This is a genomic window from Streptomyces yongxingensis, from assembly GCF_055597465.1.
Genome location: NZ_CM145717.1, coordinates 2489524 through 2508477, shown reverse-complemented (window position 1 = coordinate 2508477; position 18954 = coordinate 2489524). Strand labels below are relative to the sequence as shown.

Annotated in this window: 16 protein-coding genes and 1 riboswitch; of the genes, 12 read left to right on the top strand and 4 right to left on the bottom strand. The window is 73.0% G+C overall.

All coding sequences use genetic code 11. The features are described 5' to 3' along the window. Positions 1-37 precede the first annotated feature (37 nt). Positions 38-898, top strand: coding sequence for a helix-turn-helix transcriptional regulator (locus tag ACZ6TD_RS10395; protein ID WP_471352843.1), 861 nt, complete (start codon positions 38-40; stop codon positions 896-898). Positions 899-911: 13 nt separating this feature from the next. Here ACZ6TD_RS10395 and ACZ6TD_RS10390 read toward each other — a convergent pair whose 3' ends face one another. From ACZ6TD_RS10390 to ACZ6TD_RS10380, 3 genes are all read right to left on the bottom strand, one after another. Further along, positions 912-2300 carry a uracil-xanthine permease family protein gene (locus ACZ6TD_RS10390; RefSeq protein ID WP_471352841.1) on the bottom strand — a complete coding sequence of 463 codons (1389 nt, stop codon included), beginning with the start codon at positions 2298-2300 and terminating at the stop codon, positions 912-914. Between the two features lie 69 nt (positions 2301-2369). Beyond that, positions 2370-3233, bottom strand: coding sequence for an isocitrate lyase/PEP mutase family protein (locus ACZ6TD_RS10385; RefSeq protein WP_471352839.1), 864 nt, complete (start codon positions 3231-3233; stop codon positions 2370-2372). Between the two features lie 110 nt (positions 3234-3343). Continuing rightward, positions 3344-4576, bottom strand: a complete 1233-nt coding sequence (locus ACZ6TD_RS10380) for an MFS transporter (RefSeq protein WP_471352837.1) — start codon at positions 4574-4576, stop codon at positions 3344-3346. A 183-nt stretch (positions 4577-4759) separates the two neighbouring features. On the opposite strand from ACZ6TD_RS10380, the gene ACZ6TD_RS10375 reads away from it, so the two are divergent. From ACZ6TD_RS10375 to ACZ6TD_RS10325, 11 genes are all read left to right on the top strand, one after another. Further along, the gene (locus ACZ6TD_RS10375; RefSeq protein ID WP_471352835.1) at positions 4760-5986 is read left to right on the top strand and encodes an ROK family transcriptional regulator; all 1227 of its coding nucleotides are present in this window, start codon (positions 4760-4762) and stop codon (positions 5984-5986) included. A gap of 129 nt (positions 5987-6115) precedes the next feature. Continuing rightward, positions 6116-7420, top strand: a complete 1305-nt coding sequence (locus ACZ6TD_RS10370; RefSeq protein ID WP_471352833.1) for an alginate lyase family protein — start codon at positions 6116-6118, stop codon at positions 7418-7420. A 792-nt stretch (positions 7421-8212) separates the two neighbouring features. Beyond that, positions 8213-8343, top strand: a riboswitch (FMN riboswitch). 155 nt (positions 8344-8498) lie between these two features. Continuing rightward, positions 8499-9644 (top strand): bifunctional diaminohydroxyphosphoribosylaminopyrimidine deaminase/5-amino-6-(5-phosphoribosylamino)uracil reductase RibD, encoded by a 1146-nt coding sequence (gene ribD, locus ACZ6TD_RS10365; protein ID WP_471352831.1) that lies wholly within the window; start codon positions 8499-8501, stop codon positions 9642-9644. A gap of 1 nt (position 9645) precedes the next feature. Then, positions 9646-10278, top strand: a complete 633-nt coding sequence (locus ACZ6TD_RS10360; protein ID WP_471352829.1) for a riboflavin synthase — start codon at positions 9646-9648, stop codon at positions 10276-10278. A gap of 14 nt (positions 10279-10292) precedes the next feature. Continuing rightward, on the top strand, positions 10293-11606 hold the full coding sequence (locus ACZ6TD_RS10355) for a bifunctional 3,4-dihydroxy-2-butanone-4-phosphate synthase/GTP cyclohydrolase II (protein ID WP_471357608.1): 1314 nt from the start codon (positions 10293-10295) through the stop codon (positions 11604-11606). Positions 11607-11689: 83 nt separating this feature from the next. Then, complete coding sequence (ribH, locus tag ACZ6TD_RS10350; protein ID WP_471352827.1) at positions 11690-12175, top strand: 6,7-dimethyl-8-ribityllumazine synthase; 486 nt, start codon at positions 11690-11692, stop codon at positions 12173-12175. 36 nt (positions 12176-12211) lie between these two features. Next, positions 12212-12484, top strand: coding sequence for a phosphoribosyl-ATP diphosphatase (locus tag ACZ6TD_RS10345; RefSeq protein ID WP_044568481.1), 273 nt, complete (start codon positions 12212-12214; stop codon positions 12482-12484). A 73-nt stretch (positions 12485-12557) separates the two neighbouring features. Next, positions 12558-13406, top strand: a complete 849-nt coding sequence (gene hisG, locus ACZ6TD_RS10340) for an ATP phosphoribosyltransferase (protein WP_137980388.1) — start codon at positions 12558-12560, stop codon at positions 13404-13406. 50 nt (positions 13407-13456) lie between these two features. Next, positions 13457-13912, top strand: a complete 456-nt coding sequence (locus ACZ6TD_RS10335) for a PH domain-containing protein (protein WP_470007639.1) — start codon at positions 13457-13459, stop codon at positions 13910-13912. A 341-nt stretch (positions 13913-14253) separates the two neighbouring features. Then, positions 14254-15624, top strand: coding sequence for a hemolysin family protein (locus ACZ6TD_RS10330; protein WP_471357604.1), 1371 nt, complete (start codon positions 14254-14256; stop codon positions 15622-15624). Further along, on the top strand, positions 15621-16730 hold the full coding sequence (locus ACZ6TD_RS10325) for a hemolysin family protein (RefSeq protein WP_471352825.1): 1110 nt from the start codon (positions 15621-15623) through the stop codon (positions 16728-16730). Before ACZ6TD_RS10330 ends, ACZ6TD_RS10325 begins: the two co-directional genes overlap by 4 nt. A 237-nt stretch (positions 16731-16967) precedes the next feature. Here the strand turns inward: ACZ6TD_RS10325 and ACZ6TD_RS10320 are convergent, their stop codons facing one another. Then, positions 16968-18857 carry an AAA family ATPase gene (locus ACZ6TD_RS10320; RefSeq protein ID WP_137980391.1) on the bottom strand — a complete coding sequence of 630 codons (1890 nt, stop codon included), beginning with the start codon at positions 18855-18857 and terminating at the stop codon, positions 16968-16970. Between the last annotated feature and the right edge of the window lie 97 nt (positions 18858-18954).

Here is an 18954-nt window from a genome sequence, read left to right as displayed (position 1 = left end):
CCTGGATACGGGACGCGGGCGCGGCGACGATGGGAGCGTGCATCGAACGGAACTCGCCGACTTCCTGCGCCGCTGCCGCGCCCGCCTCGGTCCCGCCGACGTGGGGCTGACGCCCGGCTCCCGGCGCCGTACGCCCGGGCTGCGCCGGGAGGAGGTGGCCCAGCTCGCGGGCATGTCCCCGGACTACTACACCCGGCTGGAGCAGGCCCGCGGCCCGCGCCCGTCCCGCCAGATGCTGACCGCGCTGGCCCGGGCGCTGCGGCTCACCGACGACGAACGGGACTACCTCTTCCATCTGGTGGGGGAGGAGCCGCCGCGCGACCGCAGCACCTCGGAGCATGTGCGGCCCGGTCTGCTCAGGGTGCTGGACCGGCTGTACGACACCCCGGCCCAGGTGATCACCGACTGGGGCGAGGTACTGGCGCAGAACGCGATGGCGGCGGCGCTGGTCGGCGACATCATGGCGCGGCCGCCCGGCGACCGCAACATCGTCCGGAGCTTCTTCACCCGGCGCGACGACGCCGACACCCCCGGGATCTTCCCGAGCGAGGAGATCAAAGAGCACGCCCGGCTGCATGTGGCCACCCTCCGGGCCGTGTTCGCCGCCCGCCCCGACGATCCCGGCCCGGCGGGGCTCGTGGCCGAACTGCTCTCGGTGAGCGCGGAGTTCGCGGCGCTGTGGGAGGCCCATGAGGTGGCCGTACGGCACTCCACGGTCAAGCGGTTCACCCACCCGGTGGTGGGGACGATGGAGCTGGACTGCGAGGTCCTGCTGAGCTCGGAACACGCCCAGCGGCTGATCGTCCACACCGCCCGTCCGGGCAGCGAGTCCGCCGAGCGGCTGGAGCTGCTGCGGGTGGTGGGCCTGCAGGACCTCGCCCCGCGAGAGGCGCTTTAGGGCTGCGCCGGCTTCAGGGCTGCGCCGGCCGCTCGTTGTCGTATCCGCTGGTGCCCGCGTCCAGCAGGGGCTCCTGCCGCTTCAGGTGTGCCGGGGCCAGGGCGCGCAGCACGTGGTAGCCGAGCAGCACCACGATCGTGCCCAGCGCGATCCCACCCAGCTCGAAGTTGTGGCCGATCTTCAGGCTGACACCGCCGACGCCGATGATGACGCCCGCCGCGACCGGCACCAGATTGAGCGGATTGCGCAGGTCCACCTTGTTGTGCACCCAGATCTGCGCACCGAGCAGCCCGATCATGCCGTAGAGGATGACGGTGATCCCGCCCAGCACCCCGCCCGGCACCGCCGCCACCACCGCGCCGAACTTCGGGCACAGCCCGAAGAGCAGCGCGAAGCCCGCGGCGGCCCAGTACGCGGCGGTGGAGTACACCCGGGTGGCCGCCATGACCCCGATGTTCTCGGAGTACGTCGTATTGGCCGGGCCGCCGACCGAAGTGGAGATCATGGTCGCCGCGCCGTCCGCGGCGATCGCCGTGCCCAACTGGTCGTCGAGCGGATCGCCGATCATCTCGCCGACCGCCTTCACATGCCCGGCGTTCTCGGCGATCAGCGCGATCACCACCGGCAGCGCCACCAGCACCGCCGACCAGTGGAAGGTGGGCCCGTGCAGGGACGGCAGACCGATCCAGTCCGCCTTGGCCACCCCGGAGAGGTCCAGCCGCCAGTGGTCGGTGACCCGTCCGCTGCCGTCGATGGAGTGGATCTTGCCGAAGACGCGGTCGAAGACCCAGGAGACCGCATAGCCGAAGACCAACCCCAGGAAGATCGCGACACGCGACCAGAAGCCCCGCAGACAGACCACCGCCGCCCCGGTGAGCAGCATCGTCAGCAGCGCGGTCCACTGATCGGCGGGCCAGTACGTACCGGCGGTCACCGGGGCGAGGTTGAACCCGATCAGCATGACCACCGCGCCGGTCACCACCGGCGGCATCGCCGCGTGGATGATCCGGGCGCCGAACGTCCGTACCGCCAGACCGCTCAGCAGCAGCACACCGCCGACCACCAGGATCGCCCCGGTGACGGCGGCGCTGCCGCCGCCCTGCGCCCTGATGGCGGCGGCCACGCCGACGAAGGACAGGCTGCACCCCAGATAGCTGGGGATCCGGCCGCGGGTCGCGAGCAGGAAGAGGACGGTCGCGACCCCGGACATCATGATCGCGAGGTTGGGGTCGAGCCCCATCAGCACCGGGGCGACGAAGCTGGCCCCGAACATGGCCACGACGTGCTGCGCGCCGAGCCCCACCGTCCTCGGCCACGACAGCCGCTCATCCGGCTTGACGACGGCACCGGGGGCGGGGGTGCGCCCATCGCCGTGCAGGGTCCAGCCCACGCCGAGGCCCATGACTGCTCCACTTCATCGCTGCGGGGGATTCGCAGCAATGTTAGTTGGCCGAAAATATGCCTCTTGCAGCTATGTGGGATCGGCTCCCGTGAAGTCATCGGCCAGTGACCGCGCCTCGGCGTAGCTGGGCAGGTCGGCAGCCTGATCGGCTTGGGCGGGGGCGTCGGGGTGGCCGATCGACCAGGCCAGCTCGACGGCATGGTCCAGGGCGGCCCGGAAGAGCAGCGAACCGCAGCTGATCCGCCGCACCCCGAGCTCCGCCAGCCGCTCATAGGTGTGGCGGCCGGGCGTGAAGAGGATGTTCAGCGGGGTCTCGCCGAGGTCCCCGGCCAGCGCGCCGATGTCCTGCTCATCGGTGAGCGCGGGCACGAAGATCCCGTCCGCGCCCGCCCGCACATACGCCTCGATGCGCTCGGCGGTGGTGGCCGGTGAGGGCGGGGTGCCGCCGCCGATCGCGGCGAGCCAGTGGGTGTCGGTCCGGGCGTTCACGAACAGCCGCGGCACCCGCTCCTTGATGGCCTCGATCACCGCGCACTGCCGGGCCAGCGGCGCGAGGGTGCCGTCGGGGCGTCCGTCCTCGATGTTCACGCCGACCACCCCGGCCCGGTCCAGCTCGGCCGCGACCGCGGCGACCTCCTCGGGCCGTTCGCCGAACCCGCCCTCGATGTCGACGGTCACCAGGGCCGGGAGCCGGGCGATGCCCCGGGCGAGGCCGAGGGTTCCGTCGCGGGCGGCGCCGGTCGCGTCGGGCAGCCCGGCCGCCGCGGCCACGCCGAGGCTGGTGGTGCCGATGGCGGGGAAGCCGCGCCGGACGAGGGCGGCGGCGGAGGCGTGGTCCCACGCGTTGGGCAGCAGCAGGGGCCGGTCGCCGTGGTGAAGCCGGCGGAAGGCGGTGTGGCGGTCGGGGGCCGGGCCATCGCTCGTGTCGCTCATATCACCGACCGTACGGCCGGATCCTTTCGGCGCTCGCCGAACGATGGCGGTGTCGAAGCCGGACGATGGCGGTGTCGGAGCCGGCGCCCCGCCCCGGCGGCCCCGCCTCCTCAGGAGAGCGTGGCCCGGGACGTCGACGGGTCGGGGTGCGGGGCGGAACCCGTGGCGTCCGTCCCCGCCGGGGTCCGCAGCACCCCGGCCCCCGCCACCAGCCCCAGCGCCAACGTCGTGACCAGGCAGAACGAGATCGTCAGCGAGGTCAGATCCGCGATCGAGCCCATCGCCGCCGGAGCGATCAGCCCCGAGGTGTAGGTGATCGTGGCGACGCCCGCGATGGCCTGGCTCGGGGCCGGGCCGCTGCGCCCGGCGGCGGCGAAGGCCAGCGGCACCACGATCGCGATGCCCAGGCCGATCAGGCCGAATCCGGTGATGGCGAGAGCGGGCCCGGAGGCGGTGACCACGAGGACGCCCCCGGCGGTGGCGAGGACGCCGCCCGTGCGTACGGTCCGCACCGGCCCGAAGCGGCCCACCACCGCGTCCCCGACGAGCCGGGCGCCGGCCATCGTGCAGGAGAAGGCGGTGGTGCAGGCGGCGGCGACACCGGGGGAGGAATCCAGGACGTCCCGCAGATAGACCGCCGACCAGTCCAGGCTCGCCCCCTCCGCGAAGACCGCGCAGAATCCGACCGCGCCGATGATCAGCGCGGAGCGGGGCGGCAGGGCGAAGCGGGGCGGCGGGTGCTCCTCGGGGGCGCTGCGCAGGTCCAGGACCCAGTGGCAGGCCACCGCGCCGAGCACCGTGAGGACCCCGGCGGCGATGGCGAGATGGAGCCGGGCGTCGGCCTCGGCGTGCGCGGCCACCGTGCCCGCCGCCGAGCCGGTGAGCGCGCCGACGCTCCACATGCCGTGCAGCCCGGACATGATCGAACGGCCGAGGCGGTTCTCGATCTCCACGCCGAGGGCGTTCATCGCGACGTCGGACATCCCGGCGGTCGCGCCGAAGATGAGCAGCGCACCGCACAGCCAGACCAGCCCGGGCGCGAGCGGGGGCATCACCAGCCAGGCGGTCCACAGGGCGAGCAGTCCGCGCAGTGCCGCGCGGGCGCCGAAGCGATGGGTGATCCGCCCGGCCAGGGGCATCGCGATCGAGGCCCCGATGGCGGGGAAGGCGAGCGCGAGGCCGAGTTGACCCGCACTCAGGTCCAGCCGCTCCTGGATCCAGGGGATGCGGGTGGCGAAGTTGCCGGTCACCGCGCCGTGCACGGCGAACACCGCCGCCACGGCGATCCGCGCCCGCCGTACCGGGCGCATCTCGGACGCCCCGGACTCCTTGAGCCTGCCCATACTTGTCGCACCCTCCCCGTAGCGCCGACCCGTGCCCGTACCCGTACCCGTACCCGTACCCGTACCCGTGCTTGTGCCCGTGCTCGTGCTTGCGCCCGGCCTGTGCCCTGGCCCACCGGAAACTATCAGGAAGGCTCCCTGATAGATAGAACTTTTCCCACGGCCTTCTGGAAGGATCCCGGCATGACCTCGACGAGCGTGTCCGTGGCGGGCCGCACCGCCTCTCCGAGTACGGCGCGGGCCATCAACGACCGCCTCGCCCTGCACCTGCTCAAGGACAAGGGGCCGTTGACCGCGGGGGAGCTCAAGTCGCTGACCGGGCTGTCCCGTCCCACCATCGCGGACCTGGTCGAGCGGCTGCGGCAGACCGGTCTTGTGGCGGTCGTGGGGGAGTCGGGGGCGGAGCGCCGGGGGCCCAACGCCCGGGTGTACGGGATCGTCGCCGACAGCGCGCATGTGGCCGGGGTCGACGTCCGTACGGATGCCGTCGCCGTCTGCGTGGCCGATCTGCTGGGCCGGACCGTGGCCGAGGAGTCGCTTCCGGTGGCCCCGGACGTCGATCCGGCGAGCACGGTGGCGGCCGTGGTGGCCCTGGTGGAGCGGGCCGCCGGGCGGGCGGGGGCGGCGCGGCTGCACCACATCGGCATCGGGATGCCCGGTCTCATCGACCCCGCCACCGGGGAGCTCAACTCGCTGGGTGGGCTGCCCTCCTGGCACCGCGAGCTGGCCACCGCGTTGCACGGGGGGCTCGCGGCGCCGGTGCTGCTGGAGAACGAGGTCAATCTCGCGGCCGTCGCCGAACAGCGGCTGGGCGCGGTGCGCGACCGCGACACCTTCGTACTGCTGTGGCTCGGTCACGGCATCGGCGCGGCGGTGGTGCTCGACCGGGTGTTGCGGCGCGGTGCGTCCGGCGGTACCGGGGAGATCGGCTTCCTGCCGGTGCCGGGCACCGCGGGGCTGCCCTCCGCCACCGGCTGCGACGGCGGGTTCCACTCCCTGGTGTGCAGCGCCGCGGTCTGTGAACTCGCCGAGGAACACGGTCTGGAGGCCGTGGCGGGTGGCGCGTGCGGGAAGGGAGCGGAGGGCTCCGGCGCGGCGGAGGCGGTGATCCGCGTGGCCCTGGAGGCGGGGGAGCGGGGCGAGACGTTCCTGGACGCGCTGGCGGCCCGTATCGCGCTGGGTGTCGCCGCGATCTGCGCGGTGCTCGACCCGGGGTGCGCGGTGCTCGGCGGTGAGGTCGGCCGCGCCGGGGGCGAGGGGCTCGCCCGGCGGGTGGAGGAGCATGTGGCCCGGCTGTCGCCGCTGCGGACGCGGGTGCGCGCGGGGATGGTGGGCGGCGGCGGGGTGTTGCGGGGTGCCGTGCTGACGGCGCTGGACGCGACGCAGAACGAGCTGTTCGGCGCTCCGTAGCCCTTCGGGCCGCCGCGTCCGTGGGGTGAGGGCATTCCTGTGCGATCTCTTGTCGTGCCCATGGAGCCGCCTTACCCTGAGCCCGATCTCAATTCTGAATAGCGTTCAGCTATCTGATTGGAGTGCTCAATGGGTGCACCTCCAGCGGGACGCGGGCGGATCGCCCGGGCGATCGTCGCCGCCTCCGCCCTCCTGGCCGTCCTGGCGATCCCCGCAGCCCCCTCCGCGCAGGGCGCCGAGCGCGTCCGGCATTCCGGCCCGGTGCCCCGTACGGTGGTGCTCGACGGGCCCCGACTGTCCCTCACCAAGCTGAAACTGCAGCTCGGAGACCGGAATCTGCGGCGGACCGTACGCGATCTGACCACCCAGGCCGACCAGTGGATGAAGCAGGGTCCCTGGACGGTCACCGACAAGGACCAGGTGCCGCCCAGCGGCGACAAACACGACTACTTCAGCCAGGCCCCCTACTGGTGGCCCAGCCGGCCCAAGACCGAGGACAATCCGTACGGCTGCCCCTACGTTCAGAAGGATGGCCAACGGAACCCCGACGTGGACAAGATGACGGACCGTCCCGAAGTGGGGAAGGTCTTCGAGTCCGCCTACGAGCTCTCGCTGGCCTGGTACTACACCGGTAAGCGGGCCTACGCCGAGCATGCCGCGGACATCCTGCGCACCTGGTTCGTCACCCCGGCGACCCGGATGAACCCGAACCTGAACCACGCGCAGTTCATCCCCTGCAAGTACGACGGCCGCTCGATCGGGATCATCGACTTCTCCCAGGGCTTCACCAGCCTCCTCGACGCCGCCGCGCTCCTGGACACCGGCGCCCCCGGCTGGTCCAAGAGCGATCACGCGGGCTTCCGCACCTGGAACGAGCAGTTCCTGGACTGGCTGGTGAACAGCGACTTCGGCAAGGAGGAGGGCGCCGCCGAGAACAACCACGGCACCTTCTACGACATGCAGGTCGCCGCCATCGCCACCGCCGTGGGGGACCGGGACCGCGCCCGCCAGGTGCTCCGCGACGCCCGCACCAAGCGCATCGACACGCAGATCGCGGCCGACGGCACACAGCCGCAGGAGCTGGAGCGGACCCGGAGCTTCCACTACTCGACCTTCAACCTGGTCGCGTACGCCCGGATGGCCGCCATCGGGAAGCACGTCGGGGTGGACCTGTGGCACTACACCGGGCCCGGTGGCGCGAACCTCTTCAAGGCGGTGGACGTCCTGCTCCCGGCGGCCACCGGCGCCGCGCCCTGGCCGTACCCGGAGCTCGACTTCCGCGCCTACGCGGCGAGCGACATCGTCCACGCGGCGGCCGACGCGGGTGACCGTAAGGCTCGCGCGGCGCTGCCCAAGCTCCAGCCCCCGCCCGGTGGCGACCTGTGGGCCCTGCGGCCGGCGGTGGAACAACTGGACAGCATCGCCCAGGGCTAACGGGCATTTCTCCCCTCCCCGCCCCTTTCCGAACCGGGGGCGGGGCCCCGGGCCCCGCCCGGGAGCGGTCCTCGTGCCGCGGCGCGTGGCCGGGGTCCGGGTGCCGTGCGGGTGGTAGGGGGCCGGGGCGGGCCTGCGGTTGGTGGTTGCGGCGGTCCCCGGCCTGCCGGTGGCGGGAGCGTCTTTCTCCCCGCCCCGCCCCTTCCCGAATCGGGGGCAGGCCCCCGAGCCCCGCTCGAGAGCGGCCTTCATGACGTGGAGCTCCGCCGGGGACCGCGGCGCCCCGTAGGCGGCGGGTGGCGGGAGGTGGGCGTTCACCGGGGCTGGGGGCCTATGAGCCTGGGCCCGGTCGCGTAGCGCTGTCCGGCGCTGTCGCGTCGCTGGAGCAGTAGCAAGGCGAGCTGTCCCGGCCCCCACCGCCTGTTGGGTACCGGGGCCTCGGCCGGGCCCCGCGGGGCGGAGGCCACTCCCGGGCCCGGGCCGGGGGGCTGTTGCGAAAGTGGATCTGCGGACGCGGCCCCGGGGCCGCCGGGGGCCGGGGGCTGGGCCCCCGGTTCGGGAAGGGGCGGGGTGGGGAATCTGCTCCCGGGCCCGGGTGGGGAAACCGCTCCGGACCGGGGTGAGGGATCCGACCTGGACCGGGGTGGGGGATCCGGCCTGGACCGGGGTGGGGGATCCGGCCTGGACCGGGGCGGGGTCTCCTTCGGGGGCGGGTGGGTGAGGGAGGCCACATGGGGGTTGCCTCCCACCTGGGCTGATGGCCATGGCACACTGGGCCCGTACCAGTGACGTCAGCGCACTCCGGGGTCGGTGAAAATCCGAACCGGCGGTTACAGTCCGCGACCCGTCCGCCGCCAGCGGCCGGTTGACCAGGTGAAATTCCTGGACCGACGGTGAAAGTCCGGATGGGAGGCAGTGCGCGGCGGTAGCGACATCACCGGTGCGCCGCCTCGGCGGTCCGCCCTCGCGTACGCGGGACGCGGACTGTTCGCCGAACCGGCGTGCTGGCGGCGGCGTTCCCGCTTCCATGTCATCTCGACAGCCCCGGAGTCCGTGCCCGAAGAGGCAGGAGGACCCGGTGGCCACCGCAGCCGAAGCCCAAGCGATGCGCCATGCCGTCGCGCTCGCCGCCCGCGGCCTCGGCCACACCAGCCCCAACCCCGTCGTCGGCTGCGTCGTCCTCGACGCCGGCGGCCGCGTCGTCGGCGAGGGCTGGCACCAGCGGGCCGGCGGCCCGCACGCCGAGGTCCACGCGCTGCGCGCGGCGGGGGAGCGGGCCCGTGGCGGCACCGCCGTCGTCACCCTCGAACCCTGCGACCACACCGGCCGCACCGGCCCCTGCTCGCAGGCCCTGATCGCCGCCGGGATCGCCCGCGTCCACTACGCCGTCGCCGACCCCACCGCCCAGGCCACGGGCGGCGCCGCGACCCTGGCCGCCGCCGGGGTCGAGGTCGAGGCCGGGCTGCTGGCCGCGGAGGCCGAGGCGGTCAACGAGCCCTGGCTGACCGCGATGCGCCGCGGCCGCCCCTTCGTGCTGTGGAAGTTCGCCGCGACCCTGGACGGCCGCAGCGCCGCCGCCGACGGCACCAGCCGCTGGATCACCTCCGCCGAGTCCCGCGCCGATGTGCACCGGCTGCGCGCGGAGGCCGACGCCGTCGTCGTCGGCTCCGGCACCCTGCGCGCCGACGACCCCCACCTGGCCGTACGGGACCGGGAGGGCGCCACCCAGCCGCTGCGGGTCGTCGTGGACACGGGCGCCACCATCAAATCCGGCGCCCGGGTCCTGGACGACGCCGCGCCCACGCTGATCGCCGTCGCCGAGGACGCGGGCATCGCGCATCTGCCGCGGCGGCCGGGCGTGGAGACCGTAAGGCTGCCGCGCGCGGAAACCGGCCTCCGGATCCCCGCGCTCCTGGCCGAGCTGCACGCCCGCGGGGTGCGCTCCGTCCTGCTGGAGGGCGGGCCCACCCTCGCCGGGGCGTTCCTCGCCGCGGGCGCCGTCGACAAGGTCGTCGGCTATCTCGCCCCCGTCCTGCTCGGCGCGGGCCCCGCCGCCCTCGCCGACGCCGGAATCACCACCATCGCGCAGGCGTTGCGCCTCGAGACGGCCGATGTGACCCGGCTCGGTCCCGATCTGCGGGTCACCGCCGTCCCCGCCGTCCCCGTCCCCGCGGCCCCCGTTCCTGTTCCCGCCGTCCCCACCCCCCTCGCCGAGGAGAACTGAAGTGTTCACCGGAATTGTCGAAGAACTGGGTGAGATCGTCGCCATCGAGCACCTGGGCGACGCGTCCCGCTTCCAGGTGCGCGGCCCCGTCGTCACCGAAGGGGCGAAGCACGGCGACTCCATCGCCGTCAACGGCGTCTGTCTCACCGTCGTCGACATCATCGAGGACGCGGAGGGCACCCGGTTCAGCGCCGACGTCATGGCCGAGACCCTGAACCGCTCCAGTCTCGGCGCGCTCGACATCGGCTCCCGGGTCAACCTGGAGCGCCCGATGGCGCTGGGCGGACGGCTCGGCGGCCACATCGTGCAGGGCCATGTGGACGGCACCGGCGCCATCGTGGAACGCAAGCTCTCCGAGCACTGGGAGATCGTGAAGATCTCACTGCCCGCCGAACTCAGCCGCTATGTCGTCGAGAAGGGCTCCATCACGGTGGACGGCATCAGCCTCACCGTCGTGGACGCGGGCCCCGACTACTTCACCGTCAGCCTCATCCCGACGACCCTCGCGCTCACCACGCTCGGGGTCAAGCAGGCCGGGGACCCGGTCAACCTCGAGGTGGACGTACTCGCCAAATACGTCGAGCGGCTGCTCGGACGGGACAACGGCACGCAGGACAAGGAGGCCACGGCATGAGTGAGGCATACGCGATGACCGACCCGCATCCGAGCGGCCAGGCCGCCTCCCTGCGAGCCGCGCACTGGCCCGACGAACTGGCGCTGGACCCCATCGAGCGCGCCATCGCCGACATCGCCGCGGGCCGCCCCGTGGTCGTCGTGGACGACGAGGACCGGGAGAACGAGGGCGACCTCGTCGCCGCCGCCGAGACGATCAGCCCCGAGACCGTCGCCTTCATGATGAACGAGTGCCGGGGGCTCATCTGCGCGCCCATGGAGGCCGCCGACCTCGACCGGCTGCGGCTTCCGCAGATGGTCGAGGAGAACACCGAGTCCATGCGGACCGCCTTCACCGTCTCGGTCGACGCCACCGCCGAACACGGCGTCAGCACCGGTATCTCCGCCGCCGACCGGGCCACCACCCTGCGGCTGCTGGCCGACCCGGAGACCACCCCCGGCGACCTCGTCCGCCCCGGCCACATCTTCCCGTTGCGCGCCCGCCCGGGCGGGGTGCTCGAGCGCGACGGCCACACCGAGGCCGGAGTCGACCTCGCCCGGCTGGCCGGACTGCGCCCGGCGGCCGTGATCTGCGAGATCGCGGGGGAGGACGGTGCCATGCTGCGCCTGCCCGACCTGGTCGCCTTCGCCCACAAGCACGACCTGGCGATCGTCTCCATCGCCGATCTGATCGCCTACCGCAAGCCCGCCGAGCCGCCCGTGCGGCGCGAGGCCGAGACCCGGCTGCCCACCGCCTTCGGCGACTTCCGGGCGTACGGCTACCGCGCGGCCGACGGCGTCGAGCACATCGCGCTGGTCCAGGGCGACATCCGGGACGGCGAGGACGTGCTGGTCCGCGTCCACTCCGAATGCCTCACCGGCGATGTCTTCCACTCGCTGCGCTGCGACTGCGGCCCCCAGTTGCACGCCGCGCTGGAGCGGGTCACCGCCGAGGGCCGGGGCATCGTCCTGTACCTGCGCGGCCACGAGGGGCGCGGGATCGGTCTGCTGTCCAAGCTGCGCGCGTACGAGCTCCAGGAGCTGGGCCGGGACACCCTGGACGCCAATCTGGAGCTCGGCCTGCCCGCCGACGCGCGGGACTACGCCGCCGGCGCGGAGATCCTCGCCGACCTCGGCGTGCGCTCGCTGCGGCTGATGACCAACAACCCCGAGAAGACCACGGCGCTGGTCCGGCACGGGCTGCGGGTCACCGGCCGGGAGCCGATGCCCGTCCAGGCCGGGGAGCACAACCTCCGCTACCTCCGCACCAAGCGGGACCGGATGGGGCATGACCTGCCCTGGCTGGACGGCGACCGCGCCGAGCCCATATCGGCCTGCGGCAACCAGTAGCCACACAGATCCAGTAGCCGCACAGAACCAATAGCCACACCAACGCACATCCACGCACCACCACAGAAACACCGAGGAGAGACGTGAGCGGTAAGGGCGCCCCCGAACTGTCCGTGAAGAACTGCGGGGACCTGCGCGTCGCCGTCATCGCCGCACAGTGGCACGAGAAGGTGATGGACGGGCTGCTCGACGGCGCCCTGCGCGCGCTGGGCGAGCTCGGCATCGACGAGCCCACCGTGCTGCGGGTGCCGGGCAGCTTCGAACTGCCGGTCGTCGCCAAGGTGCTCGCGGGCCGCGGCTATGACGCGATCGTCGCCCTGGGCGTCGTCATCCGCGGCGGCACTCCGCACTTCGACTACGTGTGCCAGGGTGTCACCCAGGGGCTGACCCAGGTCAGCGTGGACACCGGCGTGCCCATCGGCTTCGGCGTGCTGACCTGCGATACCGAGGAGCAGGCCCTGGACCGGGCCGGGCTCGCGGGCTCCAGCGAGGACAAGGGCCACGAGGCGGTCACCACGGCCGTCGCCACCGCCACCACCCTGCGCTCGGTCGCCGAACCCTGGCGCTGAAGGGCGTCGCACGACCCAAGTAGGATGACGGACACGATGCCCAAGAAGACGTTCGAGGAGCTCTTCGCCGAGCTCCAGCAGAAGGCCGCCACGGCCGACCCCGCCACGTCCCGCACCGCCGAGCTGGTCCACTCCGGTGTGCACGCCATCGGCAAGAAGGTCGTGGAGGAGGCCGCCGAGGTGTGGATGGCCGCCGAGTACGAAAGCGACGAGGCGACCGCCGAGGAGATCTCCCAGCTCCTGTACCACCTTCAGGTGATGATGGTCGCCAAGGGGCTGACCCTCGACGACGTCTACGCCCACCTCTGAACACCCCCGCCAACACCCTCACCCTCGCTACCGAGCCGGCCGAGCTACCGAGCTACCGAAGGAAAGAGCACTCATGCTGCGCATCGCCGTCCCCAACAAGGGTTCACTGTCCGAGCCTGCGTCGGCGATGCTCCATGAGGCGGGCTACCGGCAGCGCAAGGACCGCAAGGAGCTGGTCCTGGTCGACGCGGAGAACGAGGTGGAGTTCTTCTTCCTCCGCCCCCGCGACATCGCCGTCTACGTGGGCTCCGGCCGGCTCGACATCGGCATCACCGGCCGCGATCTGCTGCTGGACTCCGGCTCCCAGGCCGAGGAGATCATGCAGCTCGGCTTCGCCGGGTCGACCTTCCGCTACGCCACCCGTCCCGGCACGGCCAAGGACGTCAGCGAGTTCGGCGGGATGACCGTGGCCACCTCCTTCGCCGGACTGGTCACCAAGCACCTCGCCGACAACGGCGTGGACGCCGCCGTGGTCCACCTCGACGGCGCCGTCGAGACCGCCATCCAGCTCGGTGTCGCCGAGGTCATCGCGGATGTGGTCGAGACCGGCACCACCCTGCGCAACGCCGGGCTGGAGATCATCGGCGAGCCCATCCTGGAGTCCGAGGCGGTCGTCATCCGCCGCACCGGCGACCCCAGCGACGACCCCAAGGTCCAGCAGTTCCTCCGCCGGATGCAGGGCGTCCTGGTGGCCCGGCGCTACGTGATGATGGACTACGACATCCGGGTGGAGCAGGTGGAGCGCGCCGTGGCGCTCACCCCGGGCCTGGAGTCGCCCACCGTCTCCCCGCTGCACCACGAGGGCTGGGTCGCGGTCCGCTCGATGGTCCCCGCCAAGGACGCCCAGCGGATCATGGACGAGCTCTACGACCTGGGGGCACGGGCCATCCTCACCACCGGCATCCACGCCTGCCGCCTCTGACGGCCCGCCCCGCCCCCGCCCCGTTCCCTCCCATCCGAGAGGCCGACCACGTGTCCGCCGCCGCGCCCACCCCCGCCCTGCCCGTCACCTTCCGGCCGACCAGGACCCGGGCCGTCCTGATGACCGTCGGCGTGGCCGTGCTGGTCGTCCTCACGGCCGTCGCCCTGCTGCTCGAGCGGCTGGGGCCGGGGGAGCGGGCCAGCTTCATCCTCACCGGACTGCTCTTCTTCGGGGGGCTGATGCTGCTCAGCCGCCCCAAGGTGGTGGCCGAGGAGGGCGGTGTGACGGTGGTCAACCTCACCACCAAACGCCGGCTGGAGTGGGCGGAGGTGCTCCGGGTCAATCTGCGCCCCGGTGACCCCTGGGTCTATCTGGACCTCGCCGACGGCACCAGCCTGCCCGCGATGGGCATCCAGCCGGGCATCGCCAAGGCGCACGCCATCAGCGACGCGCGGGCCCTGCGCGCCCTCGCCGAGCGGCACGGGACGGGCCGTGCCGCGGACTGAGCCATCCGGCAGGACCGCCCGGCCCTGGGGCCCTTCTGACGGATCTCCGCGGCGTTGAGCAGCCCCTTCACGTCCGCTTCCGCCCTCTGCCGGGCGGGCCCCGCGAACCGGCCGACGAGCGGATCGGCACTCCAACGGCGTGAGGGACCTGCCCGTCATGCCCCATCCTTGATTACTCTGTTGCCGGGGCCGAACGGTGCCCCGCCCCGCCTCTCCAGCGCGCACGCCCGCGTGCGCCCCCGGCGGGCTCCCCTGCGACCCGAGGAGTGACTCCCTCAGCAGATGGACGGATCGTCCTGTAGTACCTGCGCCGCCGCCGGCCACGAGGCGGCGGCATGAGCATCACCCTGTCCCTCCTGCTGCTGTCCGCGGCACTCGTCCTGATCCTCGCCAACGGCTTCTTCGTGGCCGCCGAATTCGGCCTGGTCACCGTCGAGCGGCCGGACGCCGAGCGAGCCGCCGACGAGGGCGACAAGCGCGCCCGTACCGTCGTCGAGGCGCTGCGCGAGCTGTCCTTCCAGCTCTCCGGCACCCAACTCGGCATCACCATCACCTCGCTGATCGTCGGCATGCTCGCCGAGCCCGCGCTCGGCCACCTGCTGACCGCGCCGCTGGAGGCGGTCGGACTGCCGCACGGCGCCGTCTCCGGTGTCGCCATCGTGCTCGGCATGCTGCTGGCCTCCGCGGTCCAGATGGTCATCGGCGAGCTGGTGCCCAAGAACTGGGCGGTCTCCCGGCCGCTGCAGGTCGCCCGCTTCGTCGCGGGCCCGCAGTACGCCTTCGCCCGCTTCTTCCGGCCCGTCATCGCCCTGCTCAACACCGTGGCCAACCGGCTGGTGCGGGCGCTGGGCGTGGAGCCCACCGAGGAGCTGGCCTCCGCCCGCACCCCCGGTGAGCTGGTCTCGCTCGCCCGCCACTCGGCGCGGGCCGGCGCGATCGAGCAGGACACGGCCGATCTGTTCGTCCGCACCCTCTCGCTGGGCGAGCTGACCGCTCAGCACGTGATGACCCCGCGGGTGCGGGTCAGCGCACTGCACTCCACGGCGACCGCCGTGGATGTGCTCAATCTCACCCGGGCCACCGGGCTGTCCCGCTTCCCCGTCTACCGCGACCGGCTGGACGAGGTCATCGGGATGGTGCACCTCAAGGACGCCCTCGCGGTGCCGTCCGACGACCGGCTGCGCACACCCGTCAGCCGGATCGCCCAGCCCCCGCTGCTGGTCCCCGAGACGCTGCCGGTCCAGCCGCTGCTGGAGCGGCTGCGCAGTGAGCAGCCGATAGCCGTGGTCGTCGACGAGTACGGCGGCACGGCCGGTGTGGTCACCCTCGAGGACATCGTCGAGGAGCTGGTCGGCGAGGTGCGCGACGAGCACGACGACGAGGCCGCGGAGACCCCCGACCTGGTGCAGACCCTCACCGAGGACGGCCGCACCGTATGGGACGCCGACGGCGGCTGCCGCGTCGACACCCTGCGCCGGATCGGCCTCGACGCGCCCGACGGCCCGTACGAGACCGTGGCCGGGCTGGTGGCCGATCTGCTGGCGCGGATCCCCGCCCCCGGCGACATCGCCGAGCTGCCCGGCTGGAAGCTGGCCGTCCGGCAGGTCGGCCACCACCGGGCGGAACTGGTGCGCATCGTCCGCACGAAGCCGGGTACGCCGCCTGTGCAGATGACCGCCCATGCCGCGGCCGGGGAGGGGAACGGACGATGAGCCTGGTACAGCTTCTCTTCGCCGCCCTGCTGGTCCTGGCCAACGGCTTCTTCGTGGGCGCCGAGTTCGCCCTGGTCTCGGTGCGCCGCAGCCAGATCGAGCCGCGCGCGGCCGAGGGCTCCGGACGCGCCCGTACGGTGCTGACGGGCCTGGAGAACCTGCCGCAGATGATGGCGGCCGCGCAGTTCGGCATCACCGTCTGCTCGCTGACCCTCGGCGCGGTCGCCGAGCCGACCGTCGCCCAGCTGCTGGAGCCGGTCTTCCACGCCGTCCACCTGCCCGAGCAACTGATCCACCCGCTCGGCTACGCCATCGCGCTCGCCCTGGTGGTCTTCCTCCATCTGGTCATCGGCGAGATGGTGCCGAAGAACCTGGCCATGGCGGCGCCGGACAAGACCGCGCTGTGGCTCGGCCCCGGGCTGGTCGCCTTCGCGCGGCTGTGCCGGCCGGTCACCGCGCTGCTGGGGGCGTGCGCCCGGCTGGTGCTGCGGCTGTTCCGGGTGGAGCCCAAGGACGAGATCGAGGCCGTCTTCACCAGCGAGCAGCTGACCCATCTGGTGGAGGACTCCCGGCAGGCCGGGCTGCTCGACCCCGGGGAGCAGGAGCGGCTCGCGGACGCCCTGGAGCTGGGCAGCCGCCCGGTCACCGATGTCCTCCTGGACCCGGCGGGCCTGGTCACCGTGGATCCCTCGGTCACCCCCCGGCAGATCGAGGAGCTGACCGTGCGCACCGGCTACTCGCGCTTTCCGGTGCGCGGCCCCGGCGGCGCCTTCATGGGCTATCTGCATGTGAAGGACGTCCTGGAGCTGGAGTTCCCGGAGCGGGCCGTGCCGCAGCGGGTCTGGCACCCGATCGAGACGCTCCGGGCGGAGCTGCCGCTGGACGACGCCCTCACCGCGATGCGCCGGGCCGCCTCCCATCTGGCGGCCGTCGCCGACGCGTCGGGCGCGGTGCTGGGGCTGGTCGCCCTGGAGGACGTCCTGGAGAAGCTGGTCGGCGAGGTCCACGACCCCGCCCACCGGGGCGGGAGCCGGGACCGGGTGGCCGAGCCCAGGGGCGAGGCGGCGCCCTCGCTCTCCGAGGAGGAGCGGGCGATGGTCGGCTGACCGGCGGTTGCGCCTGCGGCGGGCCTTCCCCTACCCGCCCCTTCCCACAACCGGGGCTCCGCCCCGGACCCCGCTCCTCAATCTCCCCCAGCTACCGCTGGGAGGTGCCCCCTGGAGGGGCTGCTTTTCAGCCCGTCCGGCGATTGAGGACACGCCCGAAGGGCGTCCGGGGTCCAGGGGCAGAGGCCCATGGTTCGGGAAGGGGCGGGTAGGGGAAAGGCCCGCCGCAGGCGCGCGCTATCCCAGGGGCGGGTCCTGCGGGTCGCGGTACATGGGACCGCGGCCCGACAGGACCTCCCCGTACGCCTGCATCAGATCCGGCAGCCGCAGCGTGGCGAGGTCATCGCGGGTCGGGGTCCCGCTCCAGCCGGAGAGCCGCAGATCCCGGTAGGCGCAGCTCTTCTCGTACAGCGTGCGCAGGAACCGGCCGTTCCCCAGCTCGTCGATCCAGCCCTGGTCCACCACGTGGCCGCTGATGCTGCGCAGCTCCTCCACCGCCTCCTCGTCCCACACGTCCCCGTTCTCCGCCGCCAGCACCTCACCGATCCGGGTGAGCTCCAGCGGGCGGTAGCTGGGGAAGTCGACCCGGGTGGTGAAGCGCGAGCCGAGACCGGGGTTGGCGGCCAGCAGCCGGTCCATGCCCTCGGGGTAGCCGGCGAGGATCACCACCAGCCGGTCGCGGTTGTCCTCGGCCCGCTTGAGCAGCACCTGAAGCGCCTCGTCGCCGTACGCGTCGCCCTTGCTGTAGCCCGAGTTGGACAGGCTGTACGCCTCGTCGACGAAGAGCACCCCGCCGAGCGCCGAGTCGATCAGCTCATTGGCCTTCACCGCCGTCTGGCCCAGATACTCGCCGACCAGGTCGGCGCGTCCGGCCTCCACCAGATGGTCGCCGCCGAGCAGCCCGAGGGCGTAGAAGACCCGGCCGAGGATGCGGGCCACGGTGGTCTTGCCGGTGCCGGAGGGCCCGGAGAAGACGAAGTGCCGCTTGGGCGGCTGGACCGGCAGCCCCTGCCCGGCGCGCAGCCGCGCCATGTGGAGCTGCGCCGACAGCGCCCGGACCTGCCGCTTGACCGGCTCCAGGCCGACCATGCGCTCCAGTTCCTGGAGTGCGCTCTCCAGCAGCACCGGATCGGAGGGGCCGGGCTGGGAGGGCAGTCCGGCCCGGTCGCGCGTGCCGCCCGCGCCCATCACGGCGGGGCCCATCAGCGGCGGACCCTCGGGGCCCTCGCCCGCGGCGCGTGGATCGCGGCCGTCGGACAGCGTGTCGGCGGGGTCGGTGGCGGTGGCGTCCCGGCCGTCCGTGGCGTCCTGGCCACCGGCCCCGGCCAGCGAGACGGCGGCCAGGTCCGCGGGCTCGTCCAGCCCGTCGGACTCGGCTATCGCCGCCAGCCGCGCCGAGGTGTCCATGAAGGTGGAGTCGATGCGGTGCACCGCGCGGTAGAGGGGGAGCGCGGCGGCGCTGCGCCCGGTGCCCTCATGGGCGCGGGCGAGCCAGTAGCGCAGCTCCTTGCGCTGGGGCTGTTCGCTGCGACAGCGCATTAAGGCGGCGGCGAGCAGCGGTTCGGCCTGGCTGTACATCTCCAGCCGGACCCGCGCCATCCCCGCGAACAGACCGGCCTCGATGCCCAGGAACGGATCGTCCAGCAGCGGCTCGGTGTGGCGCACCAGCTGCTCCCAGTCCTTGACCAGATAGGCGCGGCAGGCGTGCAGGAAGCGGGCCTGCGGATCGGCCTCCACCGGAGGGCAGCCGGCCAGCGCCCGGTCCAGCTCGGGCACATGGCGGCCGTCGAGCCAGTGGGAGGCGTGGGCGAGCAGCAGGTCCCGGCTGGTCTCCAGCACCGGCTGGACCCACCAGCCGAGCCAGTACCAGGAGTTGAGGGTGCGGCGGTGCCGGGCGCGCTGCTCGCCGAAGCGGTCGCGGTGCCGGTACATCCGCAGCAGCGCCGCCGCCGTGTCGGCCCGCAGCGCGTGCAGTCCGAGCCAGGCGTCGGCCATTCCCGGATCGAGCCGGGTGGCGGCCCGGAACTCCTCCTCGGCCTGTGCGTACGCGCCCATCGTGTAGGCATCGACGGCTCGCAGCCAGGCGAGGTCGGCCGGGGCGTGCGAACCCTGCGTGCCGAAATCCATCACGTCCCCCACAACCCCTGCCCCCGTGGATGCCGCAGGGGCGACTGCCCCTTTCGCATCGTACCTGCGCAACTCGCATGGGCCGAGGGTGCCGCAC